Origin of the sequence: Kitasatospora purpeofusca (genome assembly GCF_000718025.1) — a bacterium.
Taxonomy (GTDB): domain Bacteria; phylum Actinomycetota; class Actinomycetes; order Streptomycetales; family Streptomycetaceae; genus Kitasatospora; species Kitasatospora purpeofusca.
In genome coordinates this window covers 28,306-45,814 of sequence record NZ_JODS01000017.1, presented here as the reverse complement: position 1 = coordinate 45,814, position 17,509 = coordinate 28,306, and the positions used below count along the sequence as shown (strand labels likewise).

General features: G+C 76.1%; 3 protein-coding genes. All 3 read right to left on the bottom strand.

Features of this window, described 5'->3' with window-relative positions:
* Window positions 1–27: 27 nt before the first annotated feature.
* Window positions 28–771, bottom strand: a complete 744-nt coding sequence (gene fabG, locus IF01_RS0123050; RefSeq protein WP_030395408.1) for a 3-oxoacyl-ACP reductase FabG — start codon at window positions 769–771, stop codon at window positions 28–30.
* 69 nt (window positions 772–840) lie between these two features.
* On the bottom strand, window positions 841–11,457 hold the full coding sequence (locus IF01_RS48425; RefSeq protein WP_051755993.1) for a non-ribosomal peptide synthetase: 10,617 nt from the start codon (window positions 11,455–11,457) through the stop codon (window positions 841–843).
* Window positions 11,458–11,498: 41 nt separating this feature from the next.
* On the bottom strand, window positions 11,499–17,501 hold the full coding sequence (locus IF01_RS0123040) for a type I polyketide synthase (RefSeq protein WP_030395406.1): 6,003 nt from the start codon (window positions 17,499–17,501) through the stop codon (window positions 11,499–11,501).
* Window positions 17,502–17,509: the final 8 nt, after the last annotated feature.

The following is a 17,509-nucleotide window of genomic DNA, read 5'->3' as shown; positions in this document are numbered from 1 at the left end:
CGGGGGAGGTCGGGGCGGTGGGTCGGGTCAGCGGAAGCCGCCGTCGATCCGGAGCACCTCGCCGGTGAGGTAGCTCGCCCGGTCGGAGAGCAGGAAGGCCACCAGGTCGGCCACCTCCTCCGGGCGGCCGAGGCGGCGCAGGGCCACCTGTTCGAGGGAGCGCTCGACGGCCTCCTCGGGCAGCTGCGCGACCAGGTCGGTGTCGATGTAGCCGGGGGCGACCGCGTTGGCCCGGATGCCGTAGCGGCCCACCTCCTGGGCGAGCGAGCGGGTGAAGCCGATGATCCCGGCCTTGGTCGCCGCGTAGTTGGTCTGTCCGGCGTTGCCGCAGATCCCGGCCACCGAGGACAGGTTGACGATGGCGCCGTGGCGGCGCAGCACCATGCCGTCGACGACCGCGCGGCAGGCGTGGTAGACCCCGCTGAGGTTGACCTGCAGCACGTCCTGCCAGTCCTCGTCCTCCATCAGCAGCAGCGGGGTGTCGCGGAGGATCGCCGCCGAGGCGACCAGTGCGGTGATCGGGCCGAGCGCGTCCTCGGCGCCGTCCACAAGGTCGCGGACGGCCTCGGCGTCCGCGACATCGGTCCGCCGGACGTAGGCGGCACGGCCGAGGTCCAGCAACTCCTTCTCCAGGGTGCGGGCGGCGTCGGCGTCGGCGCTGTAGCAGAGGGCGATGTCGTAGCCGTCCTCGGCCAGCCGCAGGGCGGTGGCGCGGCCGATGCCGCGGGTGCCGCCGGTGATCAGCGCGACGGGGTTGGCGGTGCGGTTCATCGAAGGCCTTTCGGGTCGGGAGGCGCGGGAGGCGCGGGAGGTCGGGCCGGTGAGGGGCGGTCGGGCGGGTCAGCCCGTCGGGCGGTCGCGGACGCGGCGCCGCAGCTCGGCCAGCGGGAGGTCCGGCCGGTGCGTCAACAGCTCCAGCACCAGGGGCCACTGGCGCATCATGGCCGCCATCGACTCCGGGTCGATCCGGTCCGGCGAGTACAGCCACAGGCCGCGCAGCCCGGCCTCGGACTCGTGCATCATCAGATAGAGGTCGGCGTTGTGCGGGCGCATCTCGGTGACCAGCTCCGGGATCACCTCGGCGTCGCCGACGTCCAGGCTCAGCGGCGCCGCCGTGAGGCCGTGCAGGTCCAGCGGGTCGCCGGCCACGTTCAGCAGGTTGAACAGCAGTCGCAGCGGGTTGTGGTCCTCCCCGGCGTCCTTGCGGAGCTGCCGCAGCGGGACCTCCTGGTGCAGATGGGCGTCCAGGACACCGGCCCGGACGGCGGCCAGCAGCTCGCGCACGGTCGCGTCCTCTGCCGGGCGGGGGCGGACCACGACCGGGTTGATGAAGAAGCCGATCATCTGCTCGGTCTGCGGGTGCTCCCGGCCGGCCAGCGGGAAGCCGACCGCGAGGTCGCCGCCCGGTTCCTGCCCCGGCGCCTCGCCCCGCGCATAGCTCTGCAGCAGCAGGTGGAAGCCGGTCAGCAGCAGCATGAACAGCGTCACCCCCTCGCGCTGCGCCGCCTCCTTCAGGGCCGCGGTGATCGCGGGCTCCAGGACGAAGCCGCTGGTGTACCCGGTGACGGCCTCGGCCCGCTGGTGCTCCGGCGCCTCGAACCGGGGCAGCGCCGGCAGGTCCGCCAACAGCTTCTCCCAGTAGGCGAGATGCTCGTCCAGCACGCCGTCCGCGAGCCGCCGCCGCTGCCAGGCCGCCCAGTCCGGGTACTGGACGGACGGCGCGGGCAGCCGCGGTTCGCGGCCCAGCACCCGGGCCGCGTACAGCTCGCCCAGCTCGCGCCCCAGCAGCGCGTACGACCACAGGTCGACCACGATGTGGTGCAGCACCAGCACCAGTACCCACTCGCCGGGTTCGGTGGCGATCAGGGTGCCCCGCACCAACGGGCCCTCGGCCAGCCGGAACGGGCGGTCCACCTCGGCCGCGACCAGTCGGCGCACCGCCTCCCGGCGGTCGGCGGCGGGGTGCTCGCGCAGGTCGACGGCGGCGAGCGGCCAGCCGCCGACCGGGTCGGCGAACTGGCGCCAGTCGCCGGGCCCGTCCTCGACGATCCTGGTCCTCAGCGCCTCGTGCCGCTGCACGATCGTGTCCAGGCTCGCCCGCAGCGCCCCCGGGTCGAGGACGCCGGTGAGCACGGTCGCGGTGATGACGTTGTGGTGCGAGGACTCCGGGTCGACGGGCTGGTGCACGATGTCCAGCTGGGCGAAGGACAGCGGCACACCGTGGGTGCGGTCGGCCGGCGGCACCGGACCGGCGGTTCGGGCGGGTCGGCGCCGTCGGCGGTCGGTGTTCCCCGCGGGCGGCGGACCGCCGGCACCGGGCAGGGCCGCGCAGCCCGCCACGGCCCTGAGGGCGGCGAACCAGGTCTCGGCCAGTTCGCGCACCTCGGGTTCGGTGAGCACGCCCTCGGCCCAGGTCCAGCCGGCCGCCAGCCGGGGGCCGTCGGGGCTGTCGTAGGTGACGGCGTTGAGCTCCACGGGGTGGGTGAGCAGGCCGACCGGGGCGTCCAGGTCGCCCAGGGCGAGCGCCGCGTCGGCGGTGACCGGTGCCCAGGGGGTGTCCGGTCCGGCGTCGGCGAAGCGCCCGAGGTAGTTGAAAGCGACCTGCGGGGCGGGCAGTTCGGCCAGTGCGGGGGCGGTCGCGGGGTTGAGCCGGCGCAGCAGCCCGTGGCCGAGGCCGTCGCCGGGCAGCGCGGCCAGCTGTTCGCGGATCCGGACCACGGCCGCGGCCAGTTCGGTCCCGGCCTCGGTGACCCGGGCCCAGCTCAGCGGGCCGGGGGCGAGCCGGACCGGCTGGACGCCGGTGAACCAGCCCACGGTGCGGGACAGGTCGACGCCCTCGGCGAGGTCCTCCTGGCGGCCGTGGTTCTCCACGGCGACCAGGACGCCGTCGGCCGGCGGGTCCAGCGGCGCGCGGCGGCGGCGCCACTCCTCCAGGGCGATGCCGAACGCGGCCAGCAGCACTTCCTGCACGCCGGTGTGGAAGGCGCCGGGGGCGGTGCCGAGCAGTGCGGCGGTGTCCTCGGGCGGGAGGGTGAGGACCAGCCGCCCGGTGCCGGTGCCGGTGCCAGTGCCAGTGCCAGTGCTGGTGCCGGTGCCGGTGCCGGTGACCGTGCCAGTGGTGGGCAGCAGTGCCGGGGTGCCGGTCAGCAGCCGCTGCCAGTCGGGGAGTTCGGCCAGTCGGTGCGGTGCCGCGGCCTCGGCGGCCAGCAGCTCCGACCAGCGCCGCACCGAGGTGCCGACCGGCGCCAGCAGCACCGGACGGTCCGCGAGCACGGCCTCGCCGGCGGCCCGCAGGTCCGGCAGCAGGATCCGCCAGGAGACGCCGTCCACCACCAGGTGGTGCAGGACCAGCAGCAGCCGGCCGGGCGTGTGCTCCCCGGTGTCCAGCCAGACCGCCCGGAGCATCACCCCGGCGGCCGGGTCCAGTCGGCGGCGGGCGGCGCCGGCCTCGGCGGCGGTCAGCGCCCGCAGTTGCCCGGAGTCCGCTCCGGCCGCGTCCGTCCGGACCAGGTGGTCGGCGACCCGCACCGAGCCGACCGGGCCGGTCTCCAGCTCCCAGCGGCCGTCCGGGCCCACGGTCAACCGGGAGCGCAGCACGGCGTGGTGGTCCACCAGCGCCTGGAGCGCGGCGGTGAGCCGCGGCAGGTCCAGCACCCCGGCCGGCGGCAGGGCGATCACCGCCTCCTGGCTGAACTCGTCGATCGGGGCGTCCAGTTCGCGCAGCCACTCGGTGATCGGGGTGGGCCCGACCGTACCGACGCCGTCGTCCTCGGGCCCGACCGTCCCGTCCGCCGGGACGGCCACGGCCGCCAGCGCGCCCACCGACTGATGGGCCAGGACGTCCCGGGCACTGATCATCAGCCCGGCGCTGCGGGCCTGGGAGACCACCTGGATCGCCTGGATGCTGTCACCGCCGAGGTCGAAGAAGCCGTCCCCGGTGCCGACCTCGGGCAGCCCGAGCACCTCGGCGAAGATCGCGGACAGGGTCTCCTCGACCGGGGTGCGCGGCCGGCCGGACCCGGCGCCCGGGGCGAAGCCGGGGGCGGGCAGCCGGTCGCGGTCCACCTTGCCGTTGGCGGTGAGCGGCAGCTCGGCGAGCACCACCACCGCCGCCGGGACCAGGTACGGCGGCAGCTCGGCGGCGAGCGCGGCCCGCACCTCCGCCGGGTCGGGCGCGGCCCCCGGGCGGGGGACCAGGTAGCCGACCAGGGTGCGCTGCCCCGGCCGGTCCTCCCGGACCGTCACCACGGCCCGGGCCGCGTCCGGACGGGCGGACAGCGCGGACTCGATCTCGCCCAGCTCGATCCGGAAGCCCCGGACCTTCACCTGGTGGTCGGTGCGGCCGAGGAAGTCCAGCCGGCCGTCCGCCCGCCACCGGACGAGGTCCCCGGTCCGGTACATCCGGGTGCCGGGCGCGCCGAACGGGTCGGGCAGGAAGCGGCGCGCGGTCAGCCCGGGCCGGCCCAGATAGCCGCGGGCCAGGCCGGCGCCGGCCACGAACAGCTCGCCGGGCACACCGGCGGGCACCGGCCGCAGTCCCTCGTCCAGCACGTACACCCGGGCGCCCGCGATCGGCCGGCCGACCGGCGGGGCACCGGCGCCGGGCGTCAGCGGCCCGGTCAGGGTGGCGCACACCGTGGTCTCGGTGGGCCCGTAGGCATTGACCATCCGCCGGTCCGCCGACCACCGGTCGGCCAGCGCGGCCGGGCAGGACTCGCCCGCGACCACCAGGGACAGTCCGGCGGGCAGTCCGCCCTCCGGCACGGCGGCCAGCACACTGGGCGGCAGCGTCGCGTTGGTGACGCCGTAGCGCTCGCAGGTACGGGTCAGCGGCTCGCCGGGCAGCAGCTCCTCCTTGGGGACGACCACCAGCGCGGCGCCGGTCAGCAGCGCGTCGCAGCGCTCCGCCACCGAGGCGTCGAAGCTCGGCGAGGCGAACTGCAGCACCCGGCTGTGCTCGTCCAGGCCGAAGCCCTCGGCCTGCGCGGCGACCAGGCCCGGGATGCCGGTGTGGGTGACCACCACGCCCTTGGGGGTGCCGGTGGAACCCGAGGTGTAGATGATGTACGCCGCGTGGGCCGGGGTCAGCGGCTCGGCGCGGTCGGCGTCGGTCGGTGCGACGGCGGGGCGGGCGGCCAGCTCCGCGAGCACCTCGGGCCGGTCCAGCCGCAGCACCGGGACCTCGCTCTCCGGCAGGGCGGCGGCCGACCCGTCGTCGGTCAGCAGCAGCACCGGGCGGGCGTCGTCGAGCAGGAAGGCGATCCGTGCCGCCGGGTAGTCCGGGTCGACCGGCAGGTAGGCGGAGCCCGCCTTGACCACGGCCAGCATGGCCACCACCGACCGGGCCGAGCGCCCCAGCGCCACCGCGACCGGCCGCTCCGGGCCCGCCCCGCGGGCGATCAGCAGATGGGCCAGCCGGTTGGCCTCGGCGTCCAGCTGGGCGTAGGTCAGCTCCCGCCCGGGGTCGACGACGGCGGTCCGCTCCGGAGTGCGGGCCGCCTGGGCCTCGAACAGCGCGGGCAGGGTGGCGGGGGAGTGGGCCGGGAGTCGGCCTCCGGCCCAGTCGGTCAGCAGCAGCTGACGCTCGTCGGCGGAGAGCAGTTCGGCCTCGGCGACCGGGCGGTCCGGGGCGGCGCACACCGCCAGCAGCATCCGCCGCAGGCGTTCGGCCAGCAGCTCCACGGTGGCCGGGTCGAAGACGTCGGCGTTGTACTCCACCACGCCGTCGATCCCGGCGGGCGCGCCGTCGCCGGGGGCGCGGCGGCCGGTCAGCGAGAACACCAGGTCCATCCGGGCGCCGCCGCTGTCCACTGGCACGGCCTGCTCGGTCAGACCGGGCAGGCCGAGCACCGCGTCCGGGACGTTCTGCCAGGCCAGCAGTACCTGGAAGAGCGGGTGGTGCGCGGTGGAGCGGGCCGGGCGCAGCGCGTCCACCAGGAACTCGAACGGGACGTCCTGGTGGGCGTACCCGTCCAGGCCGCGTTCGCGGACCCGGGCCAGCAGCTCGCGGAAGCTCGGCGCCCCCGACAGGTCGGCGCGCAGCACCAGGGTGTTGACGAAGAAGCCGACCAGGTCCTCGGTGGCGGCGTCGGTGCGGCCGGCGACGGTCGCACCGACCGGGATGTCGTCCCCGGCGCCGAGGCGGTGCAGCAGGGCGGCCAGGGCCGCGTGCACGACCATGAACTCGCTGGCGTCGTGCCGGCGCGCCAGCGTGGCGACGGCGGTGTGCAGTTCGGCGTCCCAGCGCAGGGCGACGGTACCGCCGCGGTGGGTGGCCGAGGCCGGGTGCGGGCGGTCGGCGGGCAGCGCGATCCGCTCCGGCAGTCCGGCCAGGGCCTCGCGCCAGTAGGCGAGTTGGGTGCTGCGCAGGCTGTCCGGGTCGTCCTGGCCGCCGAGCAGCCGGTGCTGCCACAGGGTGTAGTCGGCGTACTGGACCGGCAGCGGCGCCCACTGCGGCGGGCGGCCGCCGAGGCGCGCGGTGTAGGCGGTTGCGAGGTCGCGCCCGAGCAGGGCGACGGACCAGCCGTCGGCCGCGATGTGGTGCACCACCAGGACCAGGGTGTGCGACTCCGGCCCGTGCAGCAGCAGTTCGGCGTGCAGCGGGATCCGGCGGGCGAGGTCGAAGGTGTGGCGGGCGGCGGCACGCACGGCCTCGGCGGCCGCGGCTGCCTCGGGAAGTTCGGTCACGGTCAGCCCCGGGCGGGCGGCGGCCAGGTCGAGCACGTGCTGGCGCGGCACCCCGCCGGTGTCGGGGAAGACGGTGCGCAGCGCCTCGTGCCGCTCCACCACGTCGGCGAGTGCGGCCCGCAGGGCGTCGGTGTCCAGCGGGCCGGTCAGCCGTACCGCCATCGGGATGTTGTACGTGGCGGAGGGGCCCTCCAGCCGGTCGAGGAACCACAGCCGGCGTTGGGCGAAGGACAACGGGAGTTCGGCGGGCCGGGCCTCGGGGGCCAGCGCCGGGCGGGGCGCCCCGGGGGTCCGGTCGGGGTCCTCGGCGGCGAGGCGTGCGGCCAGTCCGGCCACCGTCGGGGTCTCGAACAGCGCCCGGACCTGGACCTCGGTGCCCAGGGCGGACCGGATCTGGGAGATCAGCCGGGTGGCGAGCAGCGAGTGGCCGCCGAGGTCGAAGAAGCTGTCGTGGACGCCGACCGCCGGCACCCCGAGCACCTTGGCGAACAGCGCGCAGAGCGCCTCCTCGCGCTCGTCGCGCGGGGCGACGTACACCGCGTCGAGGTCGCGGCGGTCGCCGTCGGGCGCGGGCAGCGCCTTGCGGTCGGTCTTGCCGTTGGGGGTCAGCGGCAGCGCGTCCAGCAGGACGAACGCGGACGGGACCATGTAGCCGGGCAGGCGTTCGGCCAGGGCGGAGCGCAGCGCCGGGACGAGGCGGCGGGCGAGTCGGCGCCGGGTGCCGCTGACGAGGCGGCCCCAGTCCGGTTCGGTCGCGGGCGGCGGGACGAGTGACGGGGGTCCGCCGTCGGCGTCGGGCCGGTGGGCGAGCAGGGTGAACGCGCCGTCGGTGCCGTGCTCGGACCAGTCGAGGTCGATCCGGTAGCCGAGTGCCTCGCCGAGGGCCCAGAGCTCCTCGGGGTCGACGGCCTCGGGACGGTCGGCGGGCGGTTCGCTGCCGTCGTCCAGCCGTCCGAGGGTGTCGGCGAATTCGCGCAGGCGGGCGTTGGGCACGCCGGAGACGGCGAGCAGCGCGGGCCGCCGGGTCGCGAGGAGCTCGCGCAGCGCGGCCACGGTCAGGCCCTCGGCGGCCCAGTCCAGCGGATCCGGCTCCAGCGGATCCGGTGCCGGGGCCTCCGGGGCGGTGGCGGCCGGTCGGGTGGTGGCCGGTCCGGTGGTGAGGACGACGTCGTAGCGGAACCGGGTCAGCTCATTGGCGGTGGCGGCCCGCTTGGGCAGCACCCGGACCTCGCGGACCGCCGGGAAGCGGCTCGGCAGCGCGGTGAACAGCGCGGGGTCGAAGACGAGTTCCTCGTCCTCGGCCAGCCGGCGGCGGGTCCGGGCGAGCAACTCGGCGGGCGGCAGGCCCGGTTCGGCGTGGGCGAGCTGGACCGACAGGTGGAAGGACTCCAGCAGCGGCAGGCTGCGGATGTCGCCGAGGAACAGCGAGCCGCCCGGGGCGAGCCGGGGCAGCGCGCCCTCGATCACCCGCAGCAGGTAGCGCTCGTCCGGGAAGTACTGGACCACCGAGTTGAGCACGATCACGTCGAAGAGCCGCTCGGGCAGCCGGTCCAGTCGGTCGGCCGCGCAGAGGTGCAGCGCGACCTCGCCGAGGGTGCCGGCGGCGCCGTCGACGACCTCGCGCAGGCCGGTCAGGGCGACCTCGGAGATGTCGGTGCCCGAGTAGTGCTCGACCTCCGGGGCGACCCGCTGGAGGATCAGGCCGGTGCCGCAGCCGATCTCCAGCACCGAGCGGGGGCGCAGGGCGAGCACCCGCTCGGCGGTGCGGTCGGCCCACTCGCGCATCTCGCCGGCCGGGATCGGCTCCCCGGTGTAGCTGCTGTTCCAGCCGCGCAGGTCCTCGCCGGGGATCCCGGGGACCGTGGCGACGGGGGCGGGGCCGTCGTCCGGGTCGTCGTAGGCGGTGTCCCAGATCCGCCGCCACTCCTCGACCTGGTCCGGCCACTCCTCCGCCGGGCCGGGGCCCCCGTCGGCCGACGGCACCACGTAGGCCACCAGCCGCTGGTCACCGGGGACGTCCTCCCGGACCGTCACCACCGCGTGGCCGACCTCGGGCTGCCGGGCCAACTCGCTCTCGATCTCGCCGAGTTCGATCCGGAAGCCCCGCACCTTCACCTGGTGGTCCAGCCGCCCGAGGAACTCGATGCCGCCGTCGCGCCGACGGCGCACCAGGTCCCCGGTGCGGTAGAGCCGGTCCTGCGGCCCCGCCCCGAACGGGTGCGGCACGAAGCGCTCGGCGGTCAGCTCCGGCCGGCCCAGGTAGCCCCGGGCCAGGCCGGCGCCGCCGATGTACAGCTCGCCGGGCACCCCGGGCGGCGTCAGCCGGCCCTGCTCGTCGAGCACGTGCAGCTCGGTGTTGGCGATCGGCGCGCCGATCGAGATCGGGCCGTCCCCGACCTCGGCCACCGCCGACCAGATGGTGGTCTCGGTGGGCCCGTACATGTTCCACAGCTCCACGCCGCCGGCCCGCAGCCGCCGGGCCAGTTCCGCGGGCAGCGCCTCGCCGCCCGCCAGCGCCTTCAGCCCGGGCGCGCCCGGCCAGCCCGCGTCCAGCAGCATCCGCCAGGTGGACGGGGTGGCCTGGACGACGCTCGCCCCGGAGGCGGCCAGCAGCCGGGACAGCCGCTCGCCGTCGGCGGCCGCGCCGCGCTCGGCGACCACCACCCGGGCGCCGGTGACCAGCGGCAGCAGCAGTTCCAGCAGCGAGATGTCGAAGGAGTGGGTGGTGACGGCGAGCAGGGTGTCCTCGGCCGTCAGGCCCGGCCGTTCCCGCATCGAGCGCAGGAAGTTCGCCAGCGCCCGGTGCGGGACCTGCACGCCCTTGGGGCGCCCGGTCGAGCCCGAGGTGTAGATGACGTAGGCGAGGTCGTCCTCGGCCACCGCCGGGTCCTCGGCCGGTTCGGCGGCAGGCTCCTCGTAGGGCTCGTCCAGGCACAGCACCTCGGCGGCGGTCGTGGGCAGCCGCTCCGCCACCGGCCGCTGGGTGAGCAGCACCGGCAGGCCGGAGTCGGCCAGCATGTACGCGATCCGCTCCGCCGGGAACTCGGGGTCGATCGGGACGAAGGCGCCGCCCGACTTCAGGACCGCCAGCAGCGCCACCACCAGGTCGACCGAGCGCTCGGTGCACACGCCCACCAGGACGTCCCGGCGCACGCCGTGCCCGCGGAGGCGGGCGGCCAGCCGGTCGGAACGCCGGTCCAGCTCCGCGTAGTCCAGCGCCTCGGCGCCGCAGCGCACCGCCTCGGCGGCCGGGGTGCGGGCGGCCTGCTCGGCGAACAGGCGGTGCACCGGCGCCCGGTCCGGCCACTCCCGGCGGGTGTCGTTGCCCCGCTCGCGCAGCCGCCGCTCCTCCTCTGCCGACAGCATCGGCACCGCGCCCACCGGAAGGTCCGGACCGTCGAGCAGCTGTTCCACCAACAGCCGCAGGTGGTCGGCCAGTTGGTCGACGGTGGCGGCGTCGAACAGGTCGCTGTTGTACTCGAAGCGGCCGCTCAGGCCCTCCGGCCGGTCGAAGACCTGGAGCTCCAGGTCGAAGCGGGCGGTACTGCCGGCCACCTCGATCGGCTCCAGGTGCAGCCCCGCCACGTCGAAGGAGGGCATCGCGATGTTCTGGAACACGAAGGAGACCTGGAACACCGGGGTGCGGGAGAGGTCCCGGCGCGGGTGCAGCTCCTCCACCAGCCGCTCGAACGGCAGCTCCTGGTGGGCGAACGCGCCCAGGCACACCGGCCTGACCCGGCCCAGCAGTTCACGGAAGGACGGCGCGCCCGAGAGGTCGGTGCGCAGCGCCAGCATATTGGCGAAGTAGCCGATCAGCCGCTCCACTTCGGGGCGGCCCCGGTTGGCGACCGGCACGCCGACCACCACGTCCTCCTCCCGGGTGTAGCGGTGCAGCAGTACCTGGAACGCGGCGAGCAGGGTCATGAACGGGGTGACGCCCTCGGCGCGGCTGAACTCCCGCACCCGGTCCATCAGTTCGGCGGACAGTGCGAAGGGGCGGGAGCCGCCGCGGGTGCTCTGCACGGGCGGGCGGGGCCGGTCGGTGGGCAGTTCCAGGGCGGCCGGGGCCCCGTCGAGCGTGCGCCGCCAGTACTCCAGGTCGGCCCGCGCGCCGTCGCCGTCCAGCCGCTTGCGCTGCCACACCGCGTAGTCGGCGTACTGGATCGGCAGTTCGGGCAGCGCGGGCTCGGTGCCGCCCGCGTAGGCGCCGTAGAGCGTGACCAACTCGTCCAGGAACACCGAGGTGGACCAGAGGTCGCCGGCGATGTGGTGGATGGTGAGCAGCAGTACGTGCTCGTCGGCGGCGAGCCGCAGGAAGCGCATCCGCACCAGCGGACCGGTGGCGAGGTCGAACGGGCGGGAGAACTCCTCCCGGGCCAGGGCCTGCACGCCCTCCTCGCCGTCCGGTCCGGCCAGATGCTCGCACGGTACGACGGCGAAGCCCGGCTCGGCGCCCTCGGTGACCACCTGGACGGGCTCGCCGTCCACCGCCCGGAAGGTGGTGCGCAGCGCCTCGTGGCGGCGGGCGATCGCGGAGACGGCGCGCCGCCACAGGTCCAGGTCGAGCGGGCCGCGGATCCGGGTGGCGCCGCAGACGTTGTAGGCGGTGTCGCCCGGCGTCAGCTGGTCCAGGAACCACATCCGCTGCTGCGGGAAGGAGGCCGGGAACCGGTGCTCCCGGGGCCGGGCGGCCTTCTTGCGGCGCAGGCGTTCGGCGAGGAGCGCGCGCTTCTCGGCGGCGGAGAGCGTCGCGGGGTCGGGGGTGGTCATCGCACGTCCGTCCTCGGGTGTTCCGTGGGTGTCGCGGGCGCTCATTCCTGGTCCCCCCGGTCGGTGCGGTCCGCGGCGGCCTCGTCGGCCGTCTCCTCGGCGAGCAGGGCCTGGAGGCGGGCCTCCACCTCCTCGTCGGAGAGGCCGTCGAGGTCGTCCAGCTCGTCGAGTCCGTCCAGGCCGCTCAGGCCGCTCAGGCTGTCCGGGCCGTCGGGGTCGTGGTCGTCGAGGTCCTGCTGCCCGGGTTCCCCGCCGTCCCCGGCGCGGCTCAGGGCCTGGATGGTGTCCCCGTCGCCGCCTCCGTCACCGCCGCCCCCGGCCAGCAGGTCGACGGTGTGGGCGACGGTGGGGGAGTGGAAGAAGTCCCGCAGGTCGAGTTCGGTGCCGAAGCGGCTCCGGATCCGGGTGTTGATCTGCACGGCGGCCAGCGAGTGGCCGCCCAGGGCGAAGAAGTCGTCGTGCACACCGACCTCCTCGACACCCAGGACCTCCCGCCAGAGCGCCGCGACGGCCTCCTCCTGCTCGGTGGCGGGCGCCACGAACGGGGTCGCCAGCTCGGGCCGGGGGTGGCTGCCGCCGAGCGGGGCCAACTGCTCCAGCTCGCGCGCCAGCAGCGCCGGGGTGATCGAGCGCGCCAGCCGCCGCAGGGCCGTGAAGTCCTGCGGGGTGACGACCAGGTGAGCGGGGAGGTCGGGCTGGGCCAGCACCCGGGCGAACGCGGCCCGGCCCTCCGCCTCGTCGAAGCCCTCGGCGAGCGCGGCCAGCGCCCCGGCTCCACCGGCCCCGGTGGAGCCGGGCCCGGCACCCGCCCCGGTGTCCGTGCCGGCCGCCTCGGCCTCCGCGACGGTGTGTCCGATCTGGGTCAGCAGCGCCTCGACGTCATTGATCCGCTTGACCGTGAAGTCGGTCACCTGGACCAGCAACCGGCCGTCCGGGTCGAGGAGTTCGAGGTCGCAGGTGAGGGTCTCCCCGGTCGACCCGGCCGGGTGCTTGATCTCCACGGCGACCTCCACCGTGCCGGTCAGCGGGTGCAGGATCCGCAGGCTGCGGTAGGTCAGCGGCAGGTAGTACGGGTCCTCGGCGTGCAGCCGGAAGACGCCGCCGGCCATGTCGAGCAGGGCCGGGTGCAGCGGGTAGTCCGCCAGGTCGGCGAGGAAGGCCTCGTCCAGCCGGAGCGTGGCAAGCATCCGCCGGCCGCCGGTGCGGATGGTCTTCAGCACCTGCCAGCGCGGTCCGAACCAGAACCGCAGCGGCCCGCCGCCCTCCTCGAAGCGCTCCACCCCGAGCCGGCGGCGGATCTCCTCCTCGGTCTCCAGGACCTCCGTCACCTCGCAGCGCTCCAGCACCTCCGCCAGGTCGCGGACGACGTCCGGGCCGCGCTCGTGGAACGAGGCCGAGCCGGTCGCGTGCTCGCGCCACGGAGCGTCCGCCGCCGGGCGGCTGCGGACGGTGAAGTGCGGGCGGCCGTCCCGCTCCTCGATCGTGGTGAACACCGTCCGCTGCTGTCCGTCGGGGACGATCACGGGCGTCATGAACAGCACGTCGTGCAGCTCGATCTCGCGCTCCCCGGCCTGCCCGGCCAGCGCGGCGCGGACGAGTTCGAGGTAGGCGGTGCCCGGGACCAGGCCGTGGCCCATCAGTCGGTGGTCGTCGACGATCCAGCTGTCCGCGGTGGTGAGCACCGTCTCGAAGACGACGGTGGTGCCCTCGGCGCGGACCGGGCGCAGCAGCGGGTGGCCGGTCTCCGGTCCGACGGCGGCCGCCGCCCGGCCGGTGAGTCCGGCGGCCATGCCGACGCGCTCCCAGGTGCCCCAGCCGAGCGCCGTCACCGGGCGGCCCTGCCGGCGCCGCCACTGGGCGAAGGCGTCCAGGAAGGCGTTGGCCGCGCCGTAGTCGCTCTGGCCGGGGCCGCCGAGCACGGCGCTGACCGAGGAGCAGAGCAGCAGGAAGTCCAGCGGGTCGTCCGCGCACAGCCGGTCCAGCAGCAGGGTGCCGGTGGTCTTCGCCGCCAGGACCGCGTCGGCGTCCGCCCTGGTCCGGCGGGCGAGCATGCCGGTGGACGGCGCCCCGGCCGCGTGCACCACGCCGTTCAGCGGGCCGAACCGCGCGCGCAGGGCGGCCAGCGCGGCGCCGAGCTCGCGCTCGTCGGTGACGTCGGCCCGCAGCAGCGCGATCCGTGCGCCGCGCTCCCGGAGCCGGGTGAGGCGGCGGATCCGGGCACCGGTCGGGTCCTGCTCGCCGTGCTCCGCCAGCCAGGCCGGCCAGTCCTCCTCGGCGGGGAAGTCGGAGCGGCCGAGCAGGCCCAGCACCGGCGCCCGCAGGCCCTCGGCCAGTTGCTCGGCGAGGGCCAGGCCGACTCCGCCGAGGCCGCCGGTGACCAGGTAGACGCCGCCTTCGCGGGGGTGCGCCGGAGGGTCGGCCGGGCCGTCGGCCTCGGCGGAGTCCCCGGCCGACGCGTCGCCGGCCGACGCGTCGCCGGCCGACGCGTCGCCGGCCGACGCGTCGCGGGCCGGGAGCGGGAGCGGGTCGAAGTCGCGGACCCACCAGTGCCGGCCGCGCAGCGCCAGGTCGCGTTCCGCGGGGTCGCGCAGCAGCAGCCGGTGCACGGCGCGCACCGCGTCCTCCGCCGGGGCGGCCGGGTCGGTGCCGGTGACGTCCAGCAGGCGGCAGTCGACGTCCGGCAGCTCCTGCGGGATCACCGTGCAGGGCCCGGCCAGCAGGGCCTGCTCGGGCCGCAGCGGCTCCTCGCCGGTGACGCTGTGGACGCCCCGGCAGATGACGTCCAGGGTGACCGGGACATCGGGGCGGGCGTCGGTGAGGGCCTGGGCGAGGGCCGCCAGGCTGTCGAGGCCGAGCCGGCGGGCGGCGTTGAGCCGAGCCTCGTCCAGCGGCTCGCCGTCCTGCACGTCGCCGTCGGACAGGTCGTCACCGAGGCTGAACAGGTGCACCAGCCGCAGCGAGGCCGCGCCCCGGAGGTCCAGCGCGCCGAGCAGTTCGGCGGCCTGCGCGTGGTCGTCCGGGTCCAGCGACCAGGCGTCGGCGCCGCGGGGGTGCGGGCCGGGGACGCGCAGCCCGTCGGTGCGCTCCGAGCCGTCGGTGGTGCCGACCCGGACCACGGCGGCGCCGCCCTCGGTCAGCCGCCCGGCCAGTGCGGCGCCGAGGCCGGTGCCGTCGCCGAGCACGACCCACAGCGGTCCGCCGTCCGCGCCGGTCCGGGCGTCGGGGCCGGTGTGCGGGGCGAGGCGCCGCCAGCCGGGGGTGCGGAACCAGTCCTCGACCGGGACCGGCCCGGCCGTCGCGGTACCGCCGGTGGCGGCAGGGTCGGCCGCCGGGTCGGTCGCGGCGGTGCGGTCCGGCTCCACCCAGTAGCGCTGCCGCTGGAAGGCGTAGCCGGGCAGCCGCAGCACCCGCCCGTCGGCGCCCGGCCGCAGGACGTCCCGGTCGACCGGCACGCCCGCGCTCCACAGCGCGCCCAGGCTCCGGCGCAGCAGCAGCGCGTCGTCCTCCCGCCCCTGCGGGTGGCGCAGCGAGCCGACCACCGTCCGGCCCTCCTGCCAGCTGCCGTGGCGGCGGACGAAGTCGCCGAGGGTGTGGCCGGGGCCGACCTCCAGCAGCACCCAGGACGGGTCGGCGAGCAGCAGCGCGGCGGCGTCGGCGAAGCGGACCGGCTGCCGCAGGTGGCGGCCCCAGTACTCGGGGTCGGTCGCCTCCTGCTCGGTGATCCAGGTGCCGGTGACGTTGGAGCAGAACGGGATCCGAGGCGGGTTCGGCCGCACCGCGCGGACCGCCTCGACCAGCGGGCCGACGGCGCCGTCCATGGCGGGGGAGTGGAAGCCGTGCGAGGTGTGCAGCCGGCGGCAGGGGACGGCGGCCTCCTTGAGGCGTCGCTCCAGCGCGTCGACGGCGTCGGTCGGGCCGGAGACGACGCTCAGCCCGGTGGAGTTGAGGGCGGCCACGGCGAGGTCGGCGCCGCTGGCGTCGCCGGTGCTGTCGGCGAGCCAGGGCGCGAGCTCCCGCTCGGACAGGAACACGGTGAGCATCGATCCGGCAGGCATCGCCGCGACCAGCCGGCCCCGGGCCGCCACCAGCCGCACCGCGTCCGGCAGTTCGAACACGCCCGCCAGGCAGGCCGCCACGTACTCGCCGACGCTGTGGCCGACCATCGCGTCCGGCCGCACGCCCCAGGCCGTCCACTGCTGCGCCAGCGCGTACTCCACCAGGAACAGCGCGGGCTGGGCGTACTCGGTGCGGGTCAGCCGTTCCGCCGCCGCCTCGGCCTCCTCGGGGGCGGGGAACAGCAGCGCGCGCGGGTCCTCGCCCAGCTCGGCGGCGAACAGCTCGGCGCAGCGGTCGAGTTCGGCGGTGAACACCGGCTCCCGGCGGTACAGGCCGCGGGCCATGTCGACGTACTGGGTGCCCTGGCCGGGGAACAGGAAGGCCACCCGGGCGCCCTCGGCGGCCTCCGTCGTGCCGGCGGGGGTGACGGCGCGCAGCGCGGCCACCGCCCCGGCCCGGTCCGGGGCGACCGGGGCGGCGCGCCGGCCGAAGGCGCGGCGGCGGTGGGTCAGGGTGTGGGCGAGGTCGTCGAGCCGCAGGCCGGGGTGGGCCTCCAGGTGGTCGGCGAGCCGTCGGGCGCCCTCGGCGACGGCCTCGGCGGTGCGCCCGGACAGCGGGAGCAGGACGGGGGCGCTGCCCTCGTCGGCGGCCGCTGGTCCGGTTTCGGGGGCAGGGGCGGGTGCCTCCTCCAGCACCAGGTGCACATTGGTGCCGCCGATGCCGAAGGAGCTGACCCCGGCCCGGCGCGGCCGCTCCCCCCGGGGCCACGGCCGCAGCCGGTCGTTGACGAAGAACGGGCCCGAGTCCAGGTCGAGTTCGGGATTGGGCTTGGTGAAGTGCAGGGAGGCCGGGATGGCCTCGTGCCGCAGCGCCAGCACTGTCTTGATCAGCGCGGCGACCCCGGCGGCGGCGTCCAGGTGGCCGATGTTGCTCTTCACCGAGCCGATCGCGCAGTAGCCGGTCTCCTCGGTGTCCTCGCGGAACGCCCGGGTCAGCGCGGCGAGTTCGATCGGGTCGCCGAGCGCCGTGCCGGTGCCGTGGGTCTCCACGTAGCCGACCGAGCCCGCGTCGACCCCGGCCATCGCCAGCGCCTCGGAGACCACCGCGGCCTGCCCGTCGACGCTCGGCGCGGTGTAACCGGCCTTCAGTGAACCGTCGTTGTTGACCGCCGAGCCCAGCACCACGGCGTCCACCGGGTCGCCGTCGCGCCGCGCGTCGGCCAGCCGGCGCAGCACCACCACGCCGACGCCGTTGCCGGGCACGGTGCCGCCCGCCGAGGCGTCGAACGGCCGGCAGTGCCCGTCGGGGGAGAGGATGCCGCCCGGCTCGTACTGGTAGCCCTGCTCCAGCGGGGAGCCGATCGACACCCCGCCGGCCAGGGCGAGGTCGCACTCGCCGTTCAGCAGGCTCTGGCAGGCGAGGTGGACGGCGGTGAGCGAGGTCGAGCACGCGGTCTGCACGCTCATCGCCGGGCCGGTCAGGCCCAGCTTGTAGGCGACCCTGGTGGCCAGGAAGTCCTTGTCGGAGGCCAGCAGCGTCTGGTACGGCCCCGCCGACTCGAAGACCCGGCGGTTGGCGGTGACGTTGTGCAGCAGGTAGGTGTTCATCCCGGCGCCGGCGAACACGCCGATCCGGCCCTCGAAGTCCTCCGGCACGCAGCCGGCCGACTCCAGGGCCTCCCAGGCGCACTCCAGGAACACCCGGTGCTGCGGGTCCATGATCTCGGCCTCGCGCGGGTTGTAGCCGAAGAAGCCCGCGTCGAAGCGGTCGGCCCCGGCGAGCACGCCCTTGGCCCGGACGTAGCCGTCCCGGCCGGACACCTCCGGGTCCACCCCGGCGGCCCGCAGTCCGGCCTCGGAGAGCACCTCGATCGACTCCCGGCCCTCCTCCAGGTTCCTCCAGAAGCTGTCGACGTCGGGGGCACCGGGGAAGCGGCCGGCCATCCCCACGACGGCGATCTGGTCGAGTTCTTCGGACATCTCCGGCATCGGGGTCA

Excerpts from the sequence above, each read along its gene's own strand:
- fabG (WP_030395408.1), bottom strand. The coding sequence starts at position 771 with ATGAACCGCACCGCCAACCCCGTCGCGCTGATCACCGGCGGCACCCGC.
- IF01_RS0123040 (WP_030395406.1), bottom strand. The coding sequence starts at position 17,501 with ATGCCGGAGATGTCCGAAGAACTCGACCAGATCGCCGTCGTGGGGATG.
- IF01_RS48425 (WP_051755993.1), bottom strand. The coding sequence starts at position 11,457 with ATGACCACCCCCGACCCCGCGACGCTCTCCGCCGCCGAGAAGCGCGCG.